Origin of the sequence: Desulfonatronum zhilinae (assembly GCF_900182865.1) — a bacterium.
In the GTDB taxonomy this organism is placed as follows: domain Bacteria; phylum Desulfobacterota; class Desulfovibrionia; order Desulfovibrionales; family Desulfonatronaceae; genus Desulfonatronum; species Desulfonatronum lacustre.
The window spans coordinates 162,315-178,583 of the sequence record NZ_FXUJ01000001.1; the positions used below are offsets into that span (position 1 = coordinate 162,315).

Sequence of the window (16,269 nt, forward strand, 5' to 3'; positions counted from 1 at the left end):
AAGTTTGGAAAAAGGAATTGTTTTCTCTGGATGCCCAAAACGTAACCAAAAACAAAAAAGGGGGCGTTGCGCCCCCCTTTCACTCAGTTTCCTCGCCCCCCAGCTAGCCGAGAATGGCCTTCAGGTCTTCGTCCGGGGTGGTGATGGGTTTGATGTTGAAGGTGTCCACCAGGACCTGGAGCACGTTGGGCGAGGTGAAGGCCGGCAGTGAGGGTCCGAGGCGGATGTCCTGGATGCCCAGGTGCAGCAGGGTCAGCAGGATGGCCACGGCCTTTTGCTCGTACCAGGACAGGACCAGGGACAGGGGCAGCTCGTTCACGCCCACGCCGAAGGCCTTGGACAGGGCCACGGCCACCTGGATGGCCGAGTAGGCGTCGTTGCACTGACCCATGTCCAACAGCCGGGGCAGCCCGTCGATGGCGCCCAGATCCTTGTCGAAGAAACGGAACTTGCCGCAGGCCAGGGTCAGGACCACGCAGTCCGAAGGGACCTTTTCCACGAACTCGGTGTAGTAGTTGCGTCCGGGCTTGGCCCCGTCGCAGCCGGCCACCAGGAAGAAGTGCCGGATCTTCTTGTTCTTGACCAGGTCGATGACCTTGTCCGCCGCGGAGAGCACCGCGTTGCGGGCAAAGCCGGTCAGCACGGTCTTGCCGGGAACGTCCTCGGTGAAGCCGGGCATTTCCAGGGCCTTGGCGATCACCGGGCCGAACTCGCCGTTTTTGACGTGTTGGACACCGGGAAAGCCCACCAGACCGGTGGTGAAGATGTTGCCCTTGTAGCTTTCCTGCGGGCGCTGGATGCAGTTGGTGGTCATCAGGATGGCCCCGGGGAAGGCGCTGAATTCCTTCTGCTGGTTCTGCCAGGCCGTGCCGTAGTGGCCGTAAAAATGCGAATAGGCCTTCAGCTTGGGATAGCCGTGGGCCGGCAGCATTTCCCCGTGGGTGTAGATGGTGATGCCCTTGCCTTCGGTCTGCTTGAGCAACTCTTCCAGATCCTTCAGGTCGTGACCCGAAACCAGGATGGCCTTGCCCTTTTTCGGACCCAGGGGCACGGACGTGGGGACCGGGTCGCCGTAGGCGCCGGTATTGGCCGCATCCAAAATTTCCATGGTTTTCAGGTTGACTTCGCCGCAGCGCAGCACCAGACCCAGCCAGTCCTGCAGCTCCAGATCCGTGCGGGTCATGGTGGCCAGGGCTTCATGAATGAAGGCGTAGACGGAGTCGTCCGTTTGCCCGAGAATGCGGGCATGATCCGCGTACGCCGAGACTCCCTTGATGCCGAACAACAGGGTGTGCTTCAGGGAGCGCTTGTCCGGGTCGGTCACCTTGTCGTTGTGCAGCCCGTGCTCTTCGCCCTGGTGGACCAGTCCGTCCATGCTCGGGGCGGGTTCAAACGCGGATTCGGGTGAATCGAATTCCGCGACGCCGCCCGCGGCCTTGACCTTGGCCCGCAGCTCCTCGCGATAGGCCACGGCCTGCTTGATCAGGGGCACGAACCGCTCCGGATCGAAGTCCACGTTGGTCAATGTGGAAAACAGCGCCTCACAGGCAAAGGCATCGGCCTCGGCGCTCTTCACGCCCACCTTGCGGCCCTCATGGGCCACCAGTCCCAGCCCTTGCAGCGCATACACCAGCAAGTCCTGCAACGCGGCAACGTCCGGCTGTTTGCCGCACACGCCGACCTTTTCGCATCCCTGTCCCTTGGCCGTCTGTTCACACTGGTAACAAAACATGGTCATGATCCGCCTCCTCTGAATCTATGGTTGGTGAAAGGGTCTTTCGTCGAACACGATTCCAGTTATACAGTAGTTCGTACGTCGCGCCTTGATCTATGTCAAAAAGCTCCAAAGCCGCTTGAGAGCGCTGGATTTTTTTGACAAAATCACCAACGATATCGAATAGTTGAGTCATATGCCGAACCGTGGCAAACATGGCCGGGATGCCCGCCTTCTTCGGGCTTGATATGGGGCACCGCGTTATCACGCCGTTCATTTTTGGGAATCTCTTTTCTCCAGAGCCACGAACAAGGTCGGGATGACGATCAGGGTGAGGACCGTGGAGGCGGTGACGCCGCCGATGATCACGGTGGCGATGGGAGAAAACCGCTCCGCGCCCACGGCCATTTCCAAGGCCAGGGGGAGCATGCCCGCGATGGTGGACAGACTGGTCATCATGATCGGCCGAAATCGGGTACTCACTGCCTCGATGACGGCTTCCTCAGGTTCCAGGCCGTCCTGAATTCTGCCGCGGGCCAGGTCCAGCAGGATGATGGCGTTGTTCACCACGATGCCCACCAGCAAGATGATGCCCAAAAGCGCGGGCATGGACACGTATTTTCCGGCAATGATCAAGGCCGCGCCGACCCCTGTGAACTGCAGGGGAATGGCGGACATCACGGTCAGGGGGTGCTTGAAGCTGGAAAACTGGATCACCAGGATCAGATACACGGCCAATCCGGCCAGGGCCAAGGCGCGCAGCATGCGTGCGCGGGCTTCCGCGAAATCGCTCTGCTCACCAGCCAGAACCGTCTGATACCCGGGTGGGGGAGTGAACTCCCGCAACCGGGCGGAGACGTCTGCGACCACTTCGGAAAGCGGGCGTCCGAAATGAAATCCATGCACCTCCACGGTGCGTTGTCCGTTTTCCCGGGTCAGGATGCGCGGCCCCAAACCGTGCTCCAGCCGCGCGATTTCACGCAGCGGAACCGGGCCGCGGGGCGTGTTCAGCAGGATGTTTTCCAGGTCTTCCAGGTGTTGCCGATTCGCATGGGCATAGCGCACCACGATGTCCAGGTCACGGCGCGGGGATTGGCGCAGGTTCGTGGCCACCTGTCCGTCCAGGGCCTGATGCGCGATGCGGGCGGCCTGGCTTCCGGTCAGGCCCAGTTCCGCGACCCGTTGATGGTCCAGATGGACCTTGATTTGCGGCGTGTCCAGGCTCCAGTTCGCGTACAGGTCGGTAATTCCGGGGATGCCGCCCAGGTGGCGCAGCAGTTCTTTCGCGGTTCGATCCAGCAGGACCGGATCGTTGCCCGAAACGCGCACGACGATGGAGGCGCTGGTGGAGGCCCTGGCCGTGCCGCCCATTTCCTTGGGCACCCCGAGGGTCACGCCGGGGGTGCGTTCCAGAATGCGGCGGACCTGGTCCATGATCTGCCACTGGCTTTCCAGACGCTCGGTGCGTGGGGTCAGGTCCACGGCGAATTCGGCCTGGTTCACGCCCATGGCCCCGCGATCCCCCATGGCCCGGGCGCCGACTTCGTGTCCGGCGCGCAGCGTGGTGCGCAGGACGACGGGATTGTCCACCAGAAACCGTTCCGCCACGTTCACGGCCCGTAGAGTGTCTTCCAGTGGAGTGCCCGGCGCGAGATCCACCAGCACCCGGAAACTGCCCGAGTCGAACCGAGGCAGCATCTCGCTGCCGGACAGGCGCAGCATGGCCAGCCCGGCGATCAGCAAGGCCGCGGCCAGGATCAGGGTCAGCCGGGGATGGCGCAGGGAGGACCGCAGACCGGCCAGGTACAGGACGCGCACGCCGGAAAACCAGCGGGTCAAAATCGCGCCCAGCCCGGCCTGAAAGCCCGTTTCGCGGGGCGGCTTGAGCCAGTACGCGCCCAGCAGGGGGATCAGGGTCACGGATATGAAAAAAGACGAGGCCAGGGCAAAGGCCAGGGTCATGGACAACGGGCCGAACATCTTGCCGATGAAGCCGCCCAGAAACATCAACGGCAGGAGCACGCCCAGAGTGGTCAGGGTTCCTCCCAGCTTGGCGGCGAACAACTCCGACACGCCGTCCACGGCCGCGGTTCGCGGGGCCTTGCCCAGCACGGCCATTTGGCGGTGAATATTCTCCAGGATCACGATGCCGTCGTCCACCAGCAGCCCGATGGCCAGAACCAGGGCGGACATGGTGACCATGTTCAGATCCAGCCCGGCCAGCTGCATCAGGGAGAACGTGGCCAGGAAGGCAGCGGGGATGGACAGAGCGATGATCGCTGCCTGGCGCAGATTGGCCAGAAACAGGAACACGATGAGCACGGTCAGGAGCACGGCGAAGAACACCGTGCGGGTCATGTCCGTGATGACCCGTTCCGTGAACTCCGAATCATCCCCGGCAACGGCCATGTCCACCCCGGGGTGGCCCAGGCGTAACTCGGCCAGGGCCTCGCGCACCAGCCGGGCCGTTTCCACGGTGTTGGCCTCGTCGCGCTTGATCACCTGCACGGCGATGGCCGGTCGGCCGTCATGGCGAAAGGCGGAGCGATCCTCTCCGGGCCGAAACCGCACGTCGGCCACGTCGCCCAGATAAACCCGCTGATCGCCCTTGGCGACAAGAACCAGACCGCGGGCGTCCTCGGGGCCGCGGATCGGCTCCTCGAACCGGATCACGCTTTCCAGCCCGCCGTGCTCGATGCGTCCGCCCGGAGCGGAAATGTTCCAGTTTCGCAGAGTGCGGACAACGTGGTCGAAATCCAGCCCCAGGGACTCCAGCCGGTCCCGATGCACGGCCACGTGCAGCTCGCGTTTGGACCCGCCGAAGACGTCCACCGCGGCGATGCCGGGAAGACGCTGGATGCGTTCCCGGATTTCGTTGTCCGCGAGTTCCCGCACCTCGTCCAATGGTCTTTCAGGGGGCGTGCCCGGCGAGCTCAGGGCCACGGTGATGATGGGCTTGTCCGATGTGGAAAATTCCAGCACCTGGGGCTCGCCCACGGCGGCGGGCAGGTCGCGACGCACGCGGCCGACCGCGTTCTGGACATCCACCGCGGCCAGGGCCGAGACCCTGTCGTACTGGAATTCCAGGCGGATCACGGACAGATTGGTCTGGCTGGTGGAACTGATCCGCGTCACGCCGTCCAGTCCGGTGAATTCCTCCTCCAGCAACTTGGTCAGGTCTAGGTCAACGTCTTCGGCGGCCATGCCGGGGTATTCGGTGATCACGGTCACCGTGGGCGGGTTGGTGTCCGGAAACAATTGGACCGGAAGCTGGAACCGCGCCTGGACGCCCAGGATCATCACGGCCGCGAGCAGGGCGAGGACAGCGTGTTTGTGCCGCAAGACCAGCTCCGGCCAACGCATGGTCACCTTCCTCCCTCGGGCTCCTGGGGCGCTTTCGGCTCTCGAGCTTCTCCGGGTTCTGAAGCAACAAAGACCGCCTCTCCCGTGACCAATCGAGGATCAAAGGTGGTGATCAACCTCTCGCCGGGAGCCAGACCGGACAGCACCTGAACCCAGCCCTGCCGGGATGGACCCAGCTCAAGATCCCGGCGCACGGCGACCCCGCCTTCCACGACAAAGGCCCTGGCCGAAGTCTGCCCTCGGTGGATGGCCCTAGCCGGGATCAGGATCACCTCCTCTTCGTCCGTGTGCTCCAGCACGGCGCGCACGGCCATGCCGGGACGCACGGTCCCGCCGGGGTGACCGGTCGATGCGTCCGGAGGAAAAAAAGCGCTCAGGGTCAGATTACGTGTGGCCGGGTCCAGGGTCGGATGCACCAGCTCTACCCGGCTGGGCCAGGTTTGGCCCACTGCCGGAACGCCCAGGGACACGGGTTGCCCGGCATGAATGTCGGACGCATCGCCCTGGGATACAGCCACTACGGCCTTAAGCCGTTCCTGGCTGGTCAACGCGATCAGGGGCGCTCCGATGCCGACGAACTCCCCTTCTCGCACGAACACTTCCTGCACGAGTCCGGCAAAAGGGGCCTGCTCACGGGCATAGTCGACCTTGGCCCGAGCAAGATCCAGAGCGGCTCGTGCCTCGCGGGCCTGGGCTTGCAAGGCGTGTACGCGCTGCCGCGCCGCATCCAGGGCCGCCTGGGCGATGCCGCCCTGGCGGTAGAGTTCTTTTTCGCGCAGCAAGGTGGTCTGCGCCAGGTCCAGCTCCCCGGCGATCCGTTCCTCCAAAGCCATCAGGCGCTCCACCTCCCGGCGCGATTCCGTGTCGTCCAGGCGGACGAGCTCCGCGCCCCGGGATACGGCCTGACCTTCCCGCAAGGCGAAGGCAAGCACCTTGCCCGGAACCCTGGCCGAGACCACGGCTCGCGTGTCCGCCTCCACCGTGCCCTGATACTCCCGGGTCAGGACGAAGGGCGCGGTTTGAACGGACATGACCTCCACGGCAATGGGCGGAGGGATTCGGGCCGGTTCCGGATGCAGACGCGCTTGCATCCGCTGCGCAACGCCCAGGCCGATCCATACGACCAAGCCGATAAGGAGCAACGCCACGATCAGGCGCGACGCGACGGATGTCATGCCTCCCGTCGACTCAACGGCGACCCCGTCCGCATGACTCATGTCCACTTGCTTCATGCCGCATCTCTTTGTGATGGTTGCTACACGAGATCATGCCCGCCCTTTTGGCAGCGTAAAAAAAACGGTCGTTCCCTGTCCTGGTTCGCTTTCCATCCAGATTCGACCACCGTGCTTTTCGATGAACTGTTTGCAGATGACCAGGCCGAGGCCGGTACCCTTTTCGCCTTCCGTCCCAAGCTGGCGCTTGTCCCTGGAAATGGTGAAGAGGTTCGACAGCTTTTCCTTGTTTATGCCGATACCGCTATCCTTCACGGCCATCTGAATAACGTCGCCTTCTTGTCGGGCCGTAACGAGAATTTCTCCGCCACGGGGCGTGAATTTCACGGCATTGAAGAGCAGATTGCGAATGACGGTGTTGATCATCGGTTTGTCGATCATGGCCGTCATGTCGCGGGGAATATCAATGATGATGGAGATGTCCTTCTGGTCGGCCACGCCCTGGGTCGAATTCAGGCTGATGCTCGCCAGTTCATGCATACTGGATGGCTCAAGGATAAACTCCATGTTGCCTTGACCCATGCGCGCCCATTGCATCAGATCATCAAGCAGAGCCATCATGTGGTTTGTGTTTTTGTGCAACTCTGAAGCCAGACGGGTTACCTCCTGTTCGGAAAAGACATCAATATCCTCGGCAAGCATCTGTGTTGAGGTCATCAGTCCGGTCAAAGGGGATTTCAGGTCATGGGCGATAATGGAAAAGAGTCTGTCTTTGTCCTCATTGGATATCCGCAACTGCTGGTTGACCAGCCTGATCATCTCTTCGGCCTGTTCGCGTTCAGCCATTTCTCTTCGCAGCTTGGCATTGGACGTTTCAAGTTCCATCGTCCGTCGGCGAACACGATCTTCAAGTTCGTTTCGTTCAATTTGGAGAGCTTTGGACATGCTGTTGAACGTGTTGGCGAGGTCGACCAGTTCCGTGCCTTTTGGCGGCTTGATCTGCTCTCCCAGGTGCGCGGGGTCCGTGGCAATGGCCTGGGCCTTGTCGCGAAGATACCCCAACGGATTGAATATCCAGCGTTTGTTCAGGATCACGGTCACGCAGAAAAGGCCCACGAGTACGGTCCCGAACGCAATGGCCAACTGCAAGGTGAGTTGATTGACGGAGGTGTATGCCGCCTCAAGAGGAATCCGAATGGACACGGCTGAGACGACCTCGTCCTCTGTCCGATGAAAGCTGCGCTCCGAGCCGTACGCTTCCACCATGCCCCGCGGGGCACGCTCCGGTTCGGAGTGGCAACGAAGACATGTTGCTTCCATGGTTTCGCCGCGTTGCAGAACGGTGAAGTAGGGTTCACCGTCGAATATCCGGATTTCAGACAGAAGATCCAGTTCGTCGTCCCGGTTCAGCCTTTTAATGAACTCCCGCTCCAGGGCGTCGGCTTCGTTGTCCGGGTGACGAGCGTCGATCGCCGCCTCCTTGTAATAATAAGGAATGTCATGCAATCCTTTAAAGTACTCTTCCATTTCACGCACGGCATATGATGAGGACATCCATACCGGTTCGAACTGTTCGCCCAGTTCAGGCGCGTTCGTCGCGGCGAAGTCAAACAGGATCGGCTTGAGTTGATGCGAGAAGTAGGTATGTACGGCCAGCCTGGAATCCAGAATCACCTGGGCCTTGTCTTGGGCTTCCCGCAAGGCATGCTCTTTCATTCTGGCATTCACAAAGAGAATCGTGATCAAGGCGGCGACAAGAATGACTCCCCCTATAGTCAAGGCCAGGCGGGAATTTATGCTCATACGTCCTCCTGTCGTTCATCGAAAAGAACCGGTGCTTCATGATTGCCGTCGGTGCACGGTGCAGGTGCATCGTCTCTCTACGCGGTTAGGACATTCAGCGTACGGCACGGAAGAGCCGTGTCAAGCAATAGCCTCTACCCCTTGGCCATGACCTCCACCAGACGTTGCAGTTCCTGAGCCTGTTCAGCCAACTCGTTCACCGCCGAGGCCGACTCGTCCATTCCCGCTGCGGTTTCGTCGGCAACCTGGTTGACCTCGGAAATGGCCCGATTGATTTCCTCGCTGGCCGCGGACTGTTCCTCGCTGGCCGCGGCGATGGAGCTGACCTGATCCGATGTGTCCGCCACCAGTTCGACGATCCGCTCCAGGGTCTTGCCGGAATCGTTGGCCAGGCCCGTGGCGTCCTGGATGATGGTCACGGACTGATCCACGCTCTGGGCGTTGACCTGGGTCACGGACTGGATGCCATGGATGGCCTGTTCCACTTCCTTGGTGGCGACCATGGTCTTTTCGGCCAGTTTGCGCACCTCGTCGGCCACCACGGCGAAGCCGCGTCCGGCGTCCCCGGCCCGGGCCGCCTCAATGGCAGCGTTCAGGGCCAGAAGGTTGGTCTGGTCCGCGATGTCGTTGATCACGCCGATGATCCGTCCGATGCCGTCCGCGGCCTTGGCCAGCTCGCCCATGTTCGTCTTGAGTTCCGTGGCTTGATTCTGGACCCGGCCGATGGCGCCCACCACCTTGCGCACCGCGTCCGCTCCGGCCAGGGCGTCCTGGCGGGCCGAATCCGCGGACTGGGCCGCGTTGGAGGCGTTTCTGGCCACTTCGAGAACCGTGGCGTTCATTTCCTCCATGGCCGTGGCCGTTTCGGTGATCCGCTCCTTCTGTGTTTTGGCTCCCTGGGACGAATGCTCCACTTGGGCGCTGAGTTCCTGGGAAGCGGAGCTGAGCCGCTCCACCACGTGTTCGATCTTGGCCGCGGCCTGGATCATGCCTTCCTTCTTGGCTCGCTCGGCCTGGGCCCGGGCCGCCTCGGCCTCGGATGTGGCCTGCCTGGCCCGTTCGGCCTCCTGGGCCGCTTCCGCGGTCTTGGCCTCGGCCTCGGCGATTTTCTCCTTCAAGGCGTCGACCATGGTCCGCAGCGCGTCGCACAACACGCCGATCTCGTCGCCCTGGCGGATGGTCAGTTTCTGGCTCAGGTCCCCCTGGGCCACGGCCCGGGCGAAGCTCACGGTCCGGCTCACGGGACCGGAAATGCCGCGCATGATGGCCGCGGCCAGCAACCCGGTCACGACCAGGGCCGCCGCGATCAGCGCGGACACCAGCGCAAAGGCGCTCCTGGCCTGTCTGGCCAAGTCCTCGGCCATGGCTTCCATGTCCCGAGCCGAGGTGTCCTCAATACGCTTCAACCCCTCAATGCGCGACGTGGAGTCACGGAACCATTGCCCCGCGTCTCCGGCCAACGTCCCTCCCTCCATGCTGGAGAAGACGCGATCCCGCCACGGCGCCACCCGCGGGCCGTGTTCGTTCATGACGTTCGTTAAGGCTGTTCGCTGGGTCGGCGGCGCGTAGGCGAGGAACACGTCGAACAGTTCATCCTGACGGACCAACACGTTCAGCCAGCGCCGTAACTGTTCTCCGGTCATCCTTTGCGCGGTGAAGATATTGGACAGAATAGCCCGTTCCTGGCCGGCATATTCCTTGGCTTGCAACAGGGCCGCGTAGGCCACGGCGAACCGAGTGGCGTCGCTGTCGTCGGTTGCGTTGGGCATGGCCCGGATCGAGGCCATCAGGCTTTCAATCAATCCGGTATACTTGTCCACGGTTTGAATACCGGTGATGTCGCGCGCGGAAACCTCGGCGCGGAACTCCCGCAGTCGCCCCAGTTCACGGGACTGCGCCTGGGCCTGGGACCGCACGTTCTCCAGCCCTGCCAGCCCGGTGTCCACGAAATCCTGAAAAGCCGCCAAGCTCTGGTCCGTGCGACGAAGCTGCGCGTTCAGCTCAGCGCCGAACTCGCGGCCCTGGGAACTGACGAATCCGGCGGAAAGCCCCCGCTCCACCTGCATGTCGTGGATCAGGTTGCCGATTCTGACCGAAAGCAGGATCAATTGCTCCAGCCGCTGCATGTCCGCCATGGTTTGCCGACGCTCCTTGAGCACTACGCCGGATATGATCAGCATGGCCGCGATGGGCACGATAATCAACAGCATCAGTTTGACGCTGATCCGCAAGTCGCCCAATATTCTTTGCATTCCGCACCTCCGTCGCTTGATTGTCGGCCTGATTATCGGCTTGGTCGTCCGCCCCGTCGCCCGGAGCAGTTCATGATCGCATTTATCTTCCCGTCTGAACCACTTTCCTGGAAATCCGTCAACACGTCGGGTTAGTATCGAAGATTTGGCACAAGCTCTTTCGAGTCTCTCCCCGGCACGTCACCGAAGACGAATCGTCCAACGAGCTTGTCTCGACTCTGGCCCTCGCGGCAATCCCGCGCCTTGATCTGAATCAAATTGTGTAACGTTGAAGAGCAAAAAGGGACGAGATCAAAAATTGATCCAGATCAAGGCCGGCGCGAAGATTTTCGGCCTATCAATGAGTCTCTCTTCCCTCGGACCACGGAGCCCGTATGACCTCGCCCACATCTCCATTGCGCACCACCCTGCGTACTTTCGGAGCCTTGACCCTGCCGATCTTGTCCTGCCTGTTGCTGGCGGCCCATTACCTGCGTTCCGGCGACCTGGGAATGGTGGCGGTCTGCCTGGCCTTGCCCGGCCTGTTTTTTCTTCGCCAGGCCTGGGTGCGTCCGGTGCTGCAAGCGGCCTTTGCAGCGGGCATGGCCGTCTGGGTACTGGCCATGATGGATCTGATCCAGTTTCGCCAAGTGGTCGGCCTGCCCTGGCTGCGGCTGGCCCTGATCCTCGGCTCGGTGGCCATGGTCACGGGCAGCGGAGCCTTGTTTTTCGAAACCCGCGTTCTTCGAGAACGCTTCCGCCGAAGGCCGGAAGCGGCATTGGTCCAGGCCGGGGCGTTTCTGCTCACGGTTTGCGCTTTGGTGCTGGCCCAGGCCAAGGTTTCCTTTCCGATCCTGCTCGCGGACCGCTTTTTCCCGGGCTTCGGCGTGCTCCAAATTCTGGGCATGGGCCTCTATGCGGCGTGGATCGCGGGCAAGCTGACGAATCCGGAGAGGGCTCCGCTGGTGCGTGCCCGGATGTGGCTGTTCTTTTCCCTGGTCTTTTTCGGCCAACTGGCCCTGGGTTTAGCGGGATGGGAGCGGTTCTTGATGACCGGGGACCTGCATCTGCCGGTTCCGGCCTTGATCCTGGCCGGACCGATCTATCGCGGGGAGGGGATCTTCATGCTCACTCTCTTTCTGAGCACGGTTCTCCTGGTGGGGCCGGCCTGGTGCAGCCATCTCTGCTACATCGGGGCCTGGGACCACCAGGCGGCCTTGCGGACCAAACGTCCGCAAGCCCTGCCGTCCTGGGCCTTCCCTGCCCGCCTGAGTATTTTCGCGCTTGTGATGGTTACGGCCCTGGGGTTGCGCCTGATGGGCGTACACTGGACCTGGGCCGTGACGTTGGCCGCCGGATTCGGACTGGTGGGAGTGGGGATCATGGCCGCAATATCCCGTAAAGTGGGCGTGATGGCCCATTGCACGGTCTTTTGTCCGATAGGGTTGGCCGCGGTGGCCCTGGGGCGACTGCTGCCTTGGCGGCTGCGCATCAACCGGGACTGCGACGCCTGCGGTCGCTGCGCCCGGGTCTGCCGGTACGGCGCCCTGGAGCCGGAACACCTCGCCAACCGAAAACCCGGATTGTCCTGCACCCTGTGCGGGGACTGCATCCACCGCTGCCGCGACGGTCGGTTGACCTACGGCTTTGCCCGGCTCTCGTCGGTCGCATCTCACCAATTGTTCGTCCTGCTGATCAGCACCTTGCATGCCGTGTTCCTGGCCACGGCCAGGATTTGATTCGAGTCGAAAAGAATGGTTCGGATCAAAAATCAGGGTTGACGCCGCAATGCACGCGCATTACCTTCAACCAATGCCATGAAGGAGGTATCATGCCAGCATCAACTTTGTTTGAGTCAACTCTGACAGAACGCTACCAAACCACCATTCCCAAGGTCGTTCGGGAAACCCTTGGACTCGGGAAAGGGGATAGGCTCAGGTACAGCATTGACGCGGGGGAAGTGTTCATTGCTCGTGTCGACGAGGAGGATAATGATCCCGTGCTGGAGGAATTCCTCGCATTTCTGGTCCGAGACATGGAACAACATCCAGAACGGATTCAGGCGATAGACAGTGGTCTAGCCCAACGGATCACGTCGTTGGCGCAAAATATTCAAGTGGATCTTGACCAGCCGTTGGAAGAAGATTGATGAGCGACGCTGCCCGGCCACTCGTCGTCAATGGATGGTCAATTTACGCCCACCCTTTGTTCCTGGACCAGTTAGAACGGCTTGCCGCGCAAGTGGCGAGTCTGAGGGACAAGGACCCACGAGGGTACCAGAAAAAAAATATCGCCAAACGTCTTGCCGCCATCTCCAAGCTGGCCTTCGAGATCATTCCCCAAGACCCGCGGCGTCCGGAATACCGCCAGGGCGGAACGCTGGGCGGCCAACGCAAGCACTGGCTCCGAGCCAAGTTTTTTCAACAATACCGGCTCTTCTTCCGTTATCATCAGAAAAAGCGAATCATTCTCTATGCCTGGGTCAACGACGAGCAGACAAAAAGGGCGTACGACAGTGGAAACGACGCTTACAAGGTCTTCCGGAAAATGCTCGACAAAGGATGCCCTCCGGAAGACTGGGAAAGCCTTCTGGCCCAATCGAAGGCGCACTCGAAGACATAATCGGCACAACAGCGCCTGCTCCGGACTTTAACCGTCACGCCCTCCAAAAGGCCGGCAGCAGGAAGATGATCACGGCGTAGAGTTCCAGCCGTCCCAGGAGCATGCCCCAGGCGAGCAGCCACTTGGCCGCGGCGGGCAGGTGGGCGAAGTTCTGCGCCGGCCCAACGTCGCCGAAGCCCGGGCCGATGTTGCCCATGGCCGCGATGGCCGCGCTGAAGGAGGTGACCATATCCAGCCCCATGGCCGCCAACAGCAGGGACAGCACCAGGTACAGGGCCGCGAACAGGCCCAGAAAACCCCAGATTCCGCTGATTACGCTTTCCTCCACGGGCTTGCCGCTCATCTTGACCTGGACCACGGCCTGGGGATGGATGACCCGGAAGCTTTCCCTGTACATATGCCTGGCCGCCAGGAGCACGCGCATGCACTTCACCCCTCCGGAAGTGGACCCGGCGCATCCGCCGATGAACATGGCCGCGAAAAGAAGAGCCCCTGCCAGTGGCGGCCAAAGGGCGAAGTCCGCCGTGGCGTAGCCGGTGGTGGTGATGATGGAGACCAGGTTAAAGGCACTGTACAGGAACGCTTCACCCAGGGTTTCGTAGGTCCGGTTTGTCCAAAGCGTCACGCCGATCACGGCAATGGCGCCCAGGACCAGCAGAGTGAAGAATCGAGCTTCGGAATTGCGCCACAACGCCAGAGGACGTCCGCGCAGGGCCTGGTAGTGCAGAGCGAAATTGATCGCGCCCAGGAACATGAACACCGTGACCACCAGATGCAGATAAGCGCTCTGGTAATGGCCCATGGACAGATTCTTGGTGGAATAGCCGCCCGTGGCAATGGTGGCGAACATGTGGCACAGGGCGTCGAAGAGGTTCATCCCGCCCAGAAGCAGCAAACCCACCAGCACGGCGGAAAAGAGCAGGTAGACCTTCCACAGCGACAGGGCCGCGGCCCGGACCCGGGGCTTGATCCGGTCCTGTCTGCCGCCGGAAAATTCGGCCCGGTAGAGGTGCATGCCGCCCACCCCGAGGATGGGCAGTACGGCCACGGACAGCACGATGATGCCCATGCCGCCGATCCATTGGGTCATGCTGCGCCAGAACAGCAGACCCGGAGCCACGACTTCGATATCCGTGAGCACGGAGGAGCCCGTGGTGGTGAAGCCGGAGACCGACTCGAAAAAGGCGTCCGTAAAGGTGTCGAACACGCCGCCGAGGTAGAAAGGCAGGGCCCCGACCAGCCCGGCGCTGATCCAGCACAGGGCCACCACGCTCATGGCCTCCCGGCTGGTCACGGTTTCCGGAGCGTGCTTGCGCCAAACCAGGTACAGCGCCAGCCCCGCGAGGCTGACCGAGACCATGGAGACCAGCAGGGGCGTGACGCCCGCATCCCCGTAATACAGCGAACAAGCCAGGGCCGGGAGCATGAGCAGGCCCACGGCGGCGATGATCACGCCGGTGTAGGAGAGGATGCCTCGCCAGTGCATATGTTTCCCTTGCAATAACCTGTGAGGGGTGGCTTGTGGTTGTTGCGGACGAATCTCCAGGCACAGGCCACGGATCACGATTTCAGATGTATTCCAGTTTGACGGCCAGGACCCGCTCCACTTTGGAGATGTTCGCCCGGGTGGAGAGGATCACGATTCTGTCACCGGGCCGGATCACGCTTTCCCCGTCCGGAATGATCACCTCTTCGCCGCGGATCACGCAGAGAATCAGGGCGCCCTTGGGGAAGCGCAGGTCCTTGATCGGCTTGTGGACAATGGGCGACTTTTCCTGGGCCACGGCTTCCAGGGCCTCGGCTTCTTCGCCGCGGATGAAGACCGAGGAAATGACCTTGCCCCGGCGGACATGGCGGTAAATGGTGTGGACCGCGGATATCCGGGGACTGATCACGTTTTCCAGGCCGATGGCCCGGACCAGAGGAATGTAGGCGAACTTGTTGATTCGGGTGATGGTCTTGGCCGCGCCCAGCCGCTTGGCCAGCAGGGAGAGCAGGACGTTGGTCTCCTCGCCGCCGGTCAGGGCGATGAAGGCGTCGGTTTCCCGGATGCCTTCCTCCTGAAGCAGGTCCCCGTCCGAGCCGTCGCCGTGGAGCACGATGGTCTTGTCCAATTCTCCGGCCAGCTTTTCACAGCGTTGCGGGTTGCGTTCAATGAGCTTGACGGACAGGCCTTTGCGTTCCAAGGCCTTGGCGGCCAAGAGCCCCACGCTGCCTCCGCCGACGATCATGGCGTTGCGGACCTTTGTCGTGCAGGGGGAAAACAGAGGCAGGACGCGCTCGACCCGGTCGCCGGCGCAGATGAAGTAGACCACGTCCTCCCTGCGCAAGGCGTCCGGGCCGGTGGGTATCAGCAACCTCTCGTCGCGGACAATGGCCGCGACGATGAACCGATCGTCCCGGTAGCGATCCGGGATATCCATCAGCCGCATGCCGATCAGCGGGCTGTCCGGACAGATCCGCACCCCGATCAGCTTGACCCGTCCCCCGGCGAACGGGTTGACCTCCATGGCCCCGGGAACCTCCAGCATCCGTTCCAGGGCCAGAACCACTTCCTGATCCGGATTGATCACATGAGCGATGTTCAGGATTTCCCGGGTCAGGGTGGATTTGTAGTGCAGGTATTCCTGGTTGCGGATCCGGGCCAGTTTGGTCAAGTCCGGGGCCAGGGCCCGGGCGAACAGACAGGCCGTGAGATTGGTTTCATCGCTGTCCGTGACCGCCAGCAGCAGCTTGGCCTGCTGAATCCCGGCCTGCTCCAAGAGCACCGGGCTGCTCCCGGAACCCAGAATGGTCTGCACGTCCAGGTGATCGTTGATCCGCCTGAGAGCCTCCGGGCTTTTGTCGATGACCACCACGTCCTTGTGCTCCAGTGAGAGGCGCTGGGCCACGTGAAAGCCGATTTCCCCGGCCCCGATGATCACAATGCGCATACGACGGTTGCTCCTTGTCGAAATTGCCGGCCCGTTTCGTAAGCCTTCCAAATGGGCTCCATACGCCCGGCAGGACCATCACGCAAGAAAACCCTCCGGAGGCTCCACGGCAAGTTTGTTCTCATCGAAATCCAAATCGCGATCGAAATCGCGATCGAAATCGAAACTTGAAAAATGCTGTGCATCACCCCGTGATTGCGTCATCTTCTTGGACATGATGTTCGATTTCGATCACGATTTCGATTTCGATACCGATTCAGATAGCGGGTGAGAGTCGAACAAATCTGCCCCCTCCGGTGGCCATTGACACCCTTTCTTGATGTTTGCGTGGGGTTTTGTCACAAGCCGCTTGGCGATTTGGACGCCGCAGATTACCGCGACCATCTTGGTCGCTGTTTTTCGCGCCATTTATCTCTCTTTCCGGAGTTCAA

At 61.6% G+C, this 16,269-nt stretch carries 12 protein-coding genes; 3 read left to right on the top strand and 9 right to left on the bottom strand.

All coding sequences use genetic code 11. The features are described 5' to 3' along the window. Window positions 1–103: 103 nt before the first annotated feature. From hcp to AC559A_RS00770, 6 genes are all read right to left on the bottom strand, one after another. Complete coding sequence (hcp, locus tag AC559A_RS00745) at window positions 104–1,732, bottom strand: hydroxylamine reductase (RefSeq protein ID WP_498816048.1); 1,629 nt, start codon at window positions 1,730–1,732, stop codon at window positions 104–106. Beyond that, window positions 1,713–1,991 carry a hypothetical protein gene (locus tag AC559A_RS00750; RefSeq protein ID WP_498815589.1) on the bottom strand — a complete coding sequence of 93 codons (279 nt, stop codon included), beginning with the start codon at window positions 1,989–1,991 and terminating at the stop codon, window positions 1,713–1,715. Before AC559A_RS00750 ends, hcp begins: the two co-directional genes overlap by 20 nt. Continuing rightward, entirely contained in the window at window positions 1,988–5,077 is a 3,090-nt protein-coding gene (locus AC559A_RS00755; protein ID WP_498815591.1) for an efflux RND transporter permease subunit, read from the bottom strand. Before AC559A_RS00755 ends, AC559A_RS00750 begins: the two co-directional genes overlap by 4 nt. Before the next feature lie 2 nt (window positions 5,078–5,079). Continuing rightward, the gene (locus tag AC559A_RS00760) at window positions 5,080–6,309 is read right to left on the bottom strand and encodes an efflux RND transporter periplasmic adaptor subunit (RefSeq protein ID WP_498815592.1); all 1,230 of its coding nucleotides are present in this window, start codon (window positions 6,307–6,309) and stop codon (window positions 5,080–5,082) included. Between the two features lie 33 nt (window positions 6,310–6,342). Beyond that, the gene (locus AC559A_RS00765) at window positions 6,343–8,052 is read right to left on the bottom strand and encodes a sensor histidine kinase (RefSeq protein WP_498815594.1); all 1,710 of its coding nucleotides are present in this window, start codon (window positions 8,050–8,052) and stop codon (window positions 6,343–6,345) included. A 134-nt stretch (window positions 8,053–8,186) separates the two neighbouring features. Beyond that, window positions 8,187–10,304, bottom strand: a complete 2,118-nt coding sequence (locus AC559A_RS00770; protein WP_498815595.1) for a methyl-accepting chemotaxis protein — start codon at window positions 10,302–10,304, stop codon at window positions 8,187–8,189. 374 nt (window positions 10,305–10,678) lie between these two features. Here AC559A_RS00770 and AC559A_RS00775 point away from each other — a divergent pair, with 374 nt between their 5' ends. The 3 genes from AC559A_RS00775 (at window position 10,679) to AC559A_RS00785 (ending at window position 12,905) form a co-directional block, all read left to right on the top strand. Then, a complete protein-coding gene (locus tag AC559A_RS00775) occupies window positions 10,679–12,022 on the top strand; it encodes a 4Fe-4S binding protein (protein ID WP_498815597.1) in 1,344 nt (447 codons plus the stop codon). 92 nt (window positions 12,023–12,114) lie between these two features. After that, a complete protein-coding gene (locus tag AC559A_RS00780) occupies window positions 12,115–12,432 on the top strand; it encodes a type II toxin-antitoxin system PrlF family antitoxin (protein WP_498815598.1) in 318 nt (105 codons plus the stop codon). Beyond that, a complete protein-coding gene (locus tag AC559A_RS00785; protein WP_028572982.1) occupies window positions 12,432–12,905 on the top strand; it encodes a type II toxin-antitoxin system YhaV family toxin in 474 nt (157 codons plus the stop codon). The genes AC559A_RS00780 and AC559A_RS00785 overlap by 1 nt, the downstream gene beginning before the upstream one ends. 34 nt (window positions 12,906–12,939) lie before the next feature. On the opposite strand, the gene AC559A_RS00790 is transcribed toward AC559A_RS00785, so the two are convergent. The 3 genes from AC559A_RS00790 to AC559A_RS00800 all read right to left on the bottom strand — a co-directional run bounded on the left by AC559A_RS00790 (window position 12,940) and on the right by AC559A_RS00800 (window position 16,054). Further along, the gene (locus tag AC559A_RS00790; RefSeq protein WP_028572983.1) at window positions 12,940–14,391 is read right to left on the bottom strand and encodes a TrkH family potassium uptake protein; all 1,452 of its coding nucleotides are present in this window, start codon (window positions 14,389–14,391) and stop codon (window positions 12,940–12,942) included. Window positions 14,392–14,473: 82 nt separating this feature from the next. After that, window positions 14,474–15,838, bottom strand: a complete 1,365-nt coding sequence (trkA, locus tag AC559A_RS00795; RefSeq protein WP_498815600.1) for a Trk system potassium transporter TrkA — start codon at window positions 15,836–15,838, stop codon at window positions 14,474–14,476. A 78-nt stretch (window positions 15,839–15,916) separates the two neighbouring features. Further along, window positions 15,917–16,054, bottom strand: coding sequence for a hypothetical protein (locus tag AC559A_RS00800; protein ID WP_498815602.1), 138 nt, complete (start codon window positions 16,052–16,054; stop codon window positions 15,917–15,919). Between the last annotated feature and the right edge of the window lie 215 nt (window positions 16,055–16,269).

Excerpts from the sequence above, each read along its gene's own strand:
- AC559A_RS00755 (WP_498815591.1), bottom strand. The coding sequence starts at position 5,077 with ATGCGTTGGCCGGAGCTGGTCTTGCGGCACAAACACGCTGTCCTCGCC.
- AC559A_RS00760 (WP_498815592.1), bottom strand. The coding sequence starts at position 6,309 with ATGAAGCAAGTGGACATGAGTCATGCGGACGGGGTCGCCGTTGAGTCG.
- AC559A_RS00750 (WP_498815589.1), bottom strand. The coding sequence starts at position 1,991 with ATGAACGGCGTGATAACGCGGTGCCCCATATCAAGCCCGAAGAAGGCG.
- AC559A_RS00785 (WP_028572982.1), top strand. The coding sequence starts at position 12,432 with ATGAGCGACGCTGCCCGGCCACTCGTCGTCAATGGATGGTCAATTTAC.
- hcp (WP_498816048.1), bottom strand. The coding sequence starts at position 1,732 with ATGTTTTGTTACCAGTGTGAACAGACGGCCAAGGGACAGGGATGCGAA.
- AC559A_RS00790 (WP_028572983.1), bottom strand. The coding sequence starts at position 14,391 with ATGCACTGGCGAGGCATCCTCTCCTACACCGGCGTGATCATCGCCGCC.
- AC559A_RS00765 (WP_498815594.1), bottom strand. The coding sequence starts at position 8,052 with ATGAGCATAAATTCCCGCCTGGCCTTGACTATAGGGGGAGTCATTCTT.
- AC559A_RS00780 (WP_498815598.1), top strand. The coding sequence starts at position 12,115 with ATGCCAGCATCAACTTTGTTTGAGTCAACTCTGACAGAACGCTACCAA.
- trkA (WP_498815600.1), bottom strand. The coding sequence starts at position 15,838 with ATGCGCATTGTGATCATCGGGGCCGGGGAAATCGGCTTTCACGTGGCC.
- AC559A_RS00770 (WP_498815595.1), bottom strand. The coding sequence starts at position 10,304 with ATGCAAAGAATATTGGGCGACTTGCGGATCAGCGTCAAACTGATGCTG.
- AC559A_RS00800 (WP_498815602.1), bottom strand. The coding sequence starts at position 16,054 with ATGTCCAAGAAGATGACGCAATCACGGGGTGATGCACAGCATTTTTCA.
- AC559A_RS00775 (WP_498815597.1), top strand. The coding sequence starts at position 10,679 with ATGACCTCGCCCACATCTCCATTGCGCACCACCCTGCGTACTTTCGGA.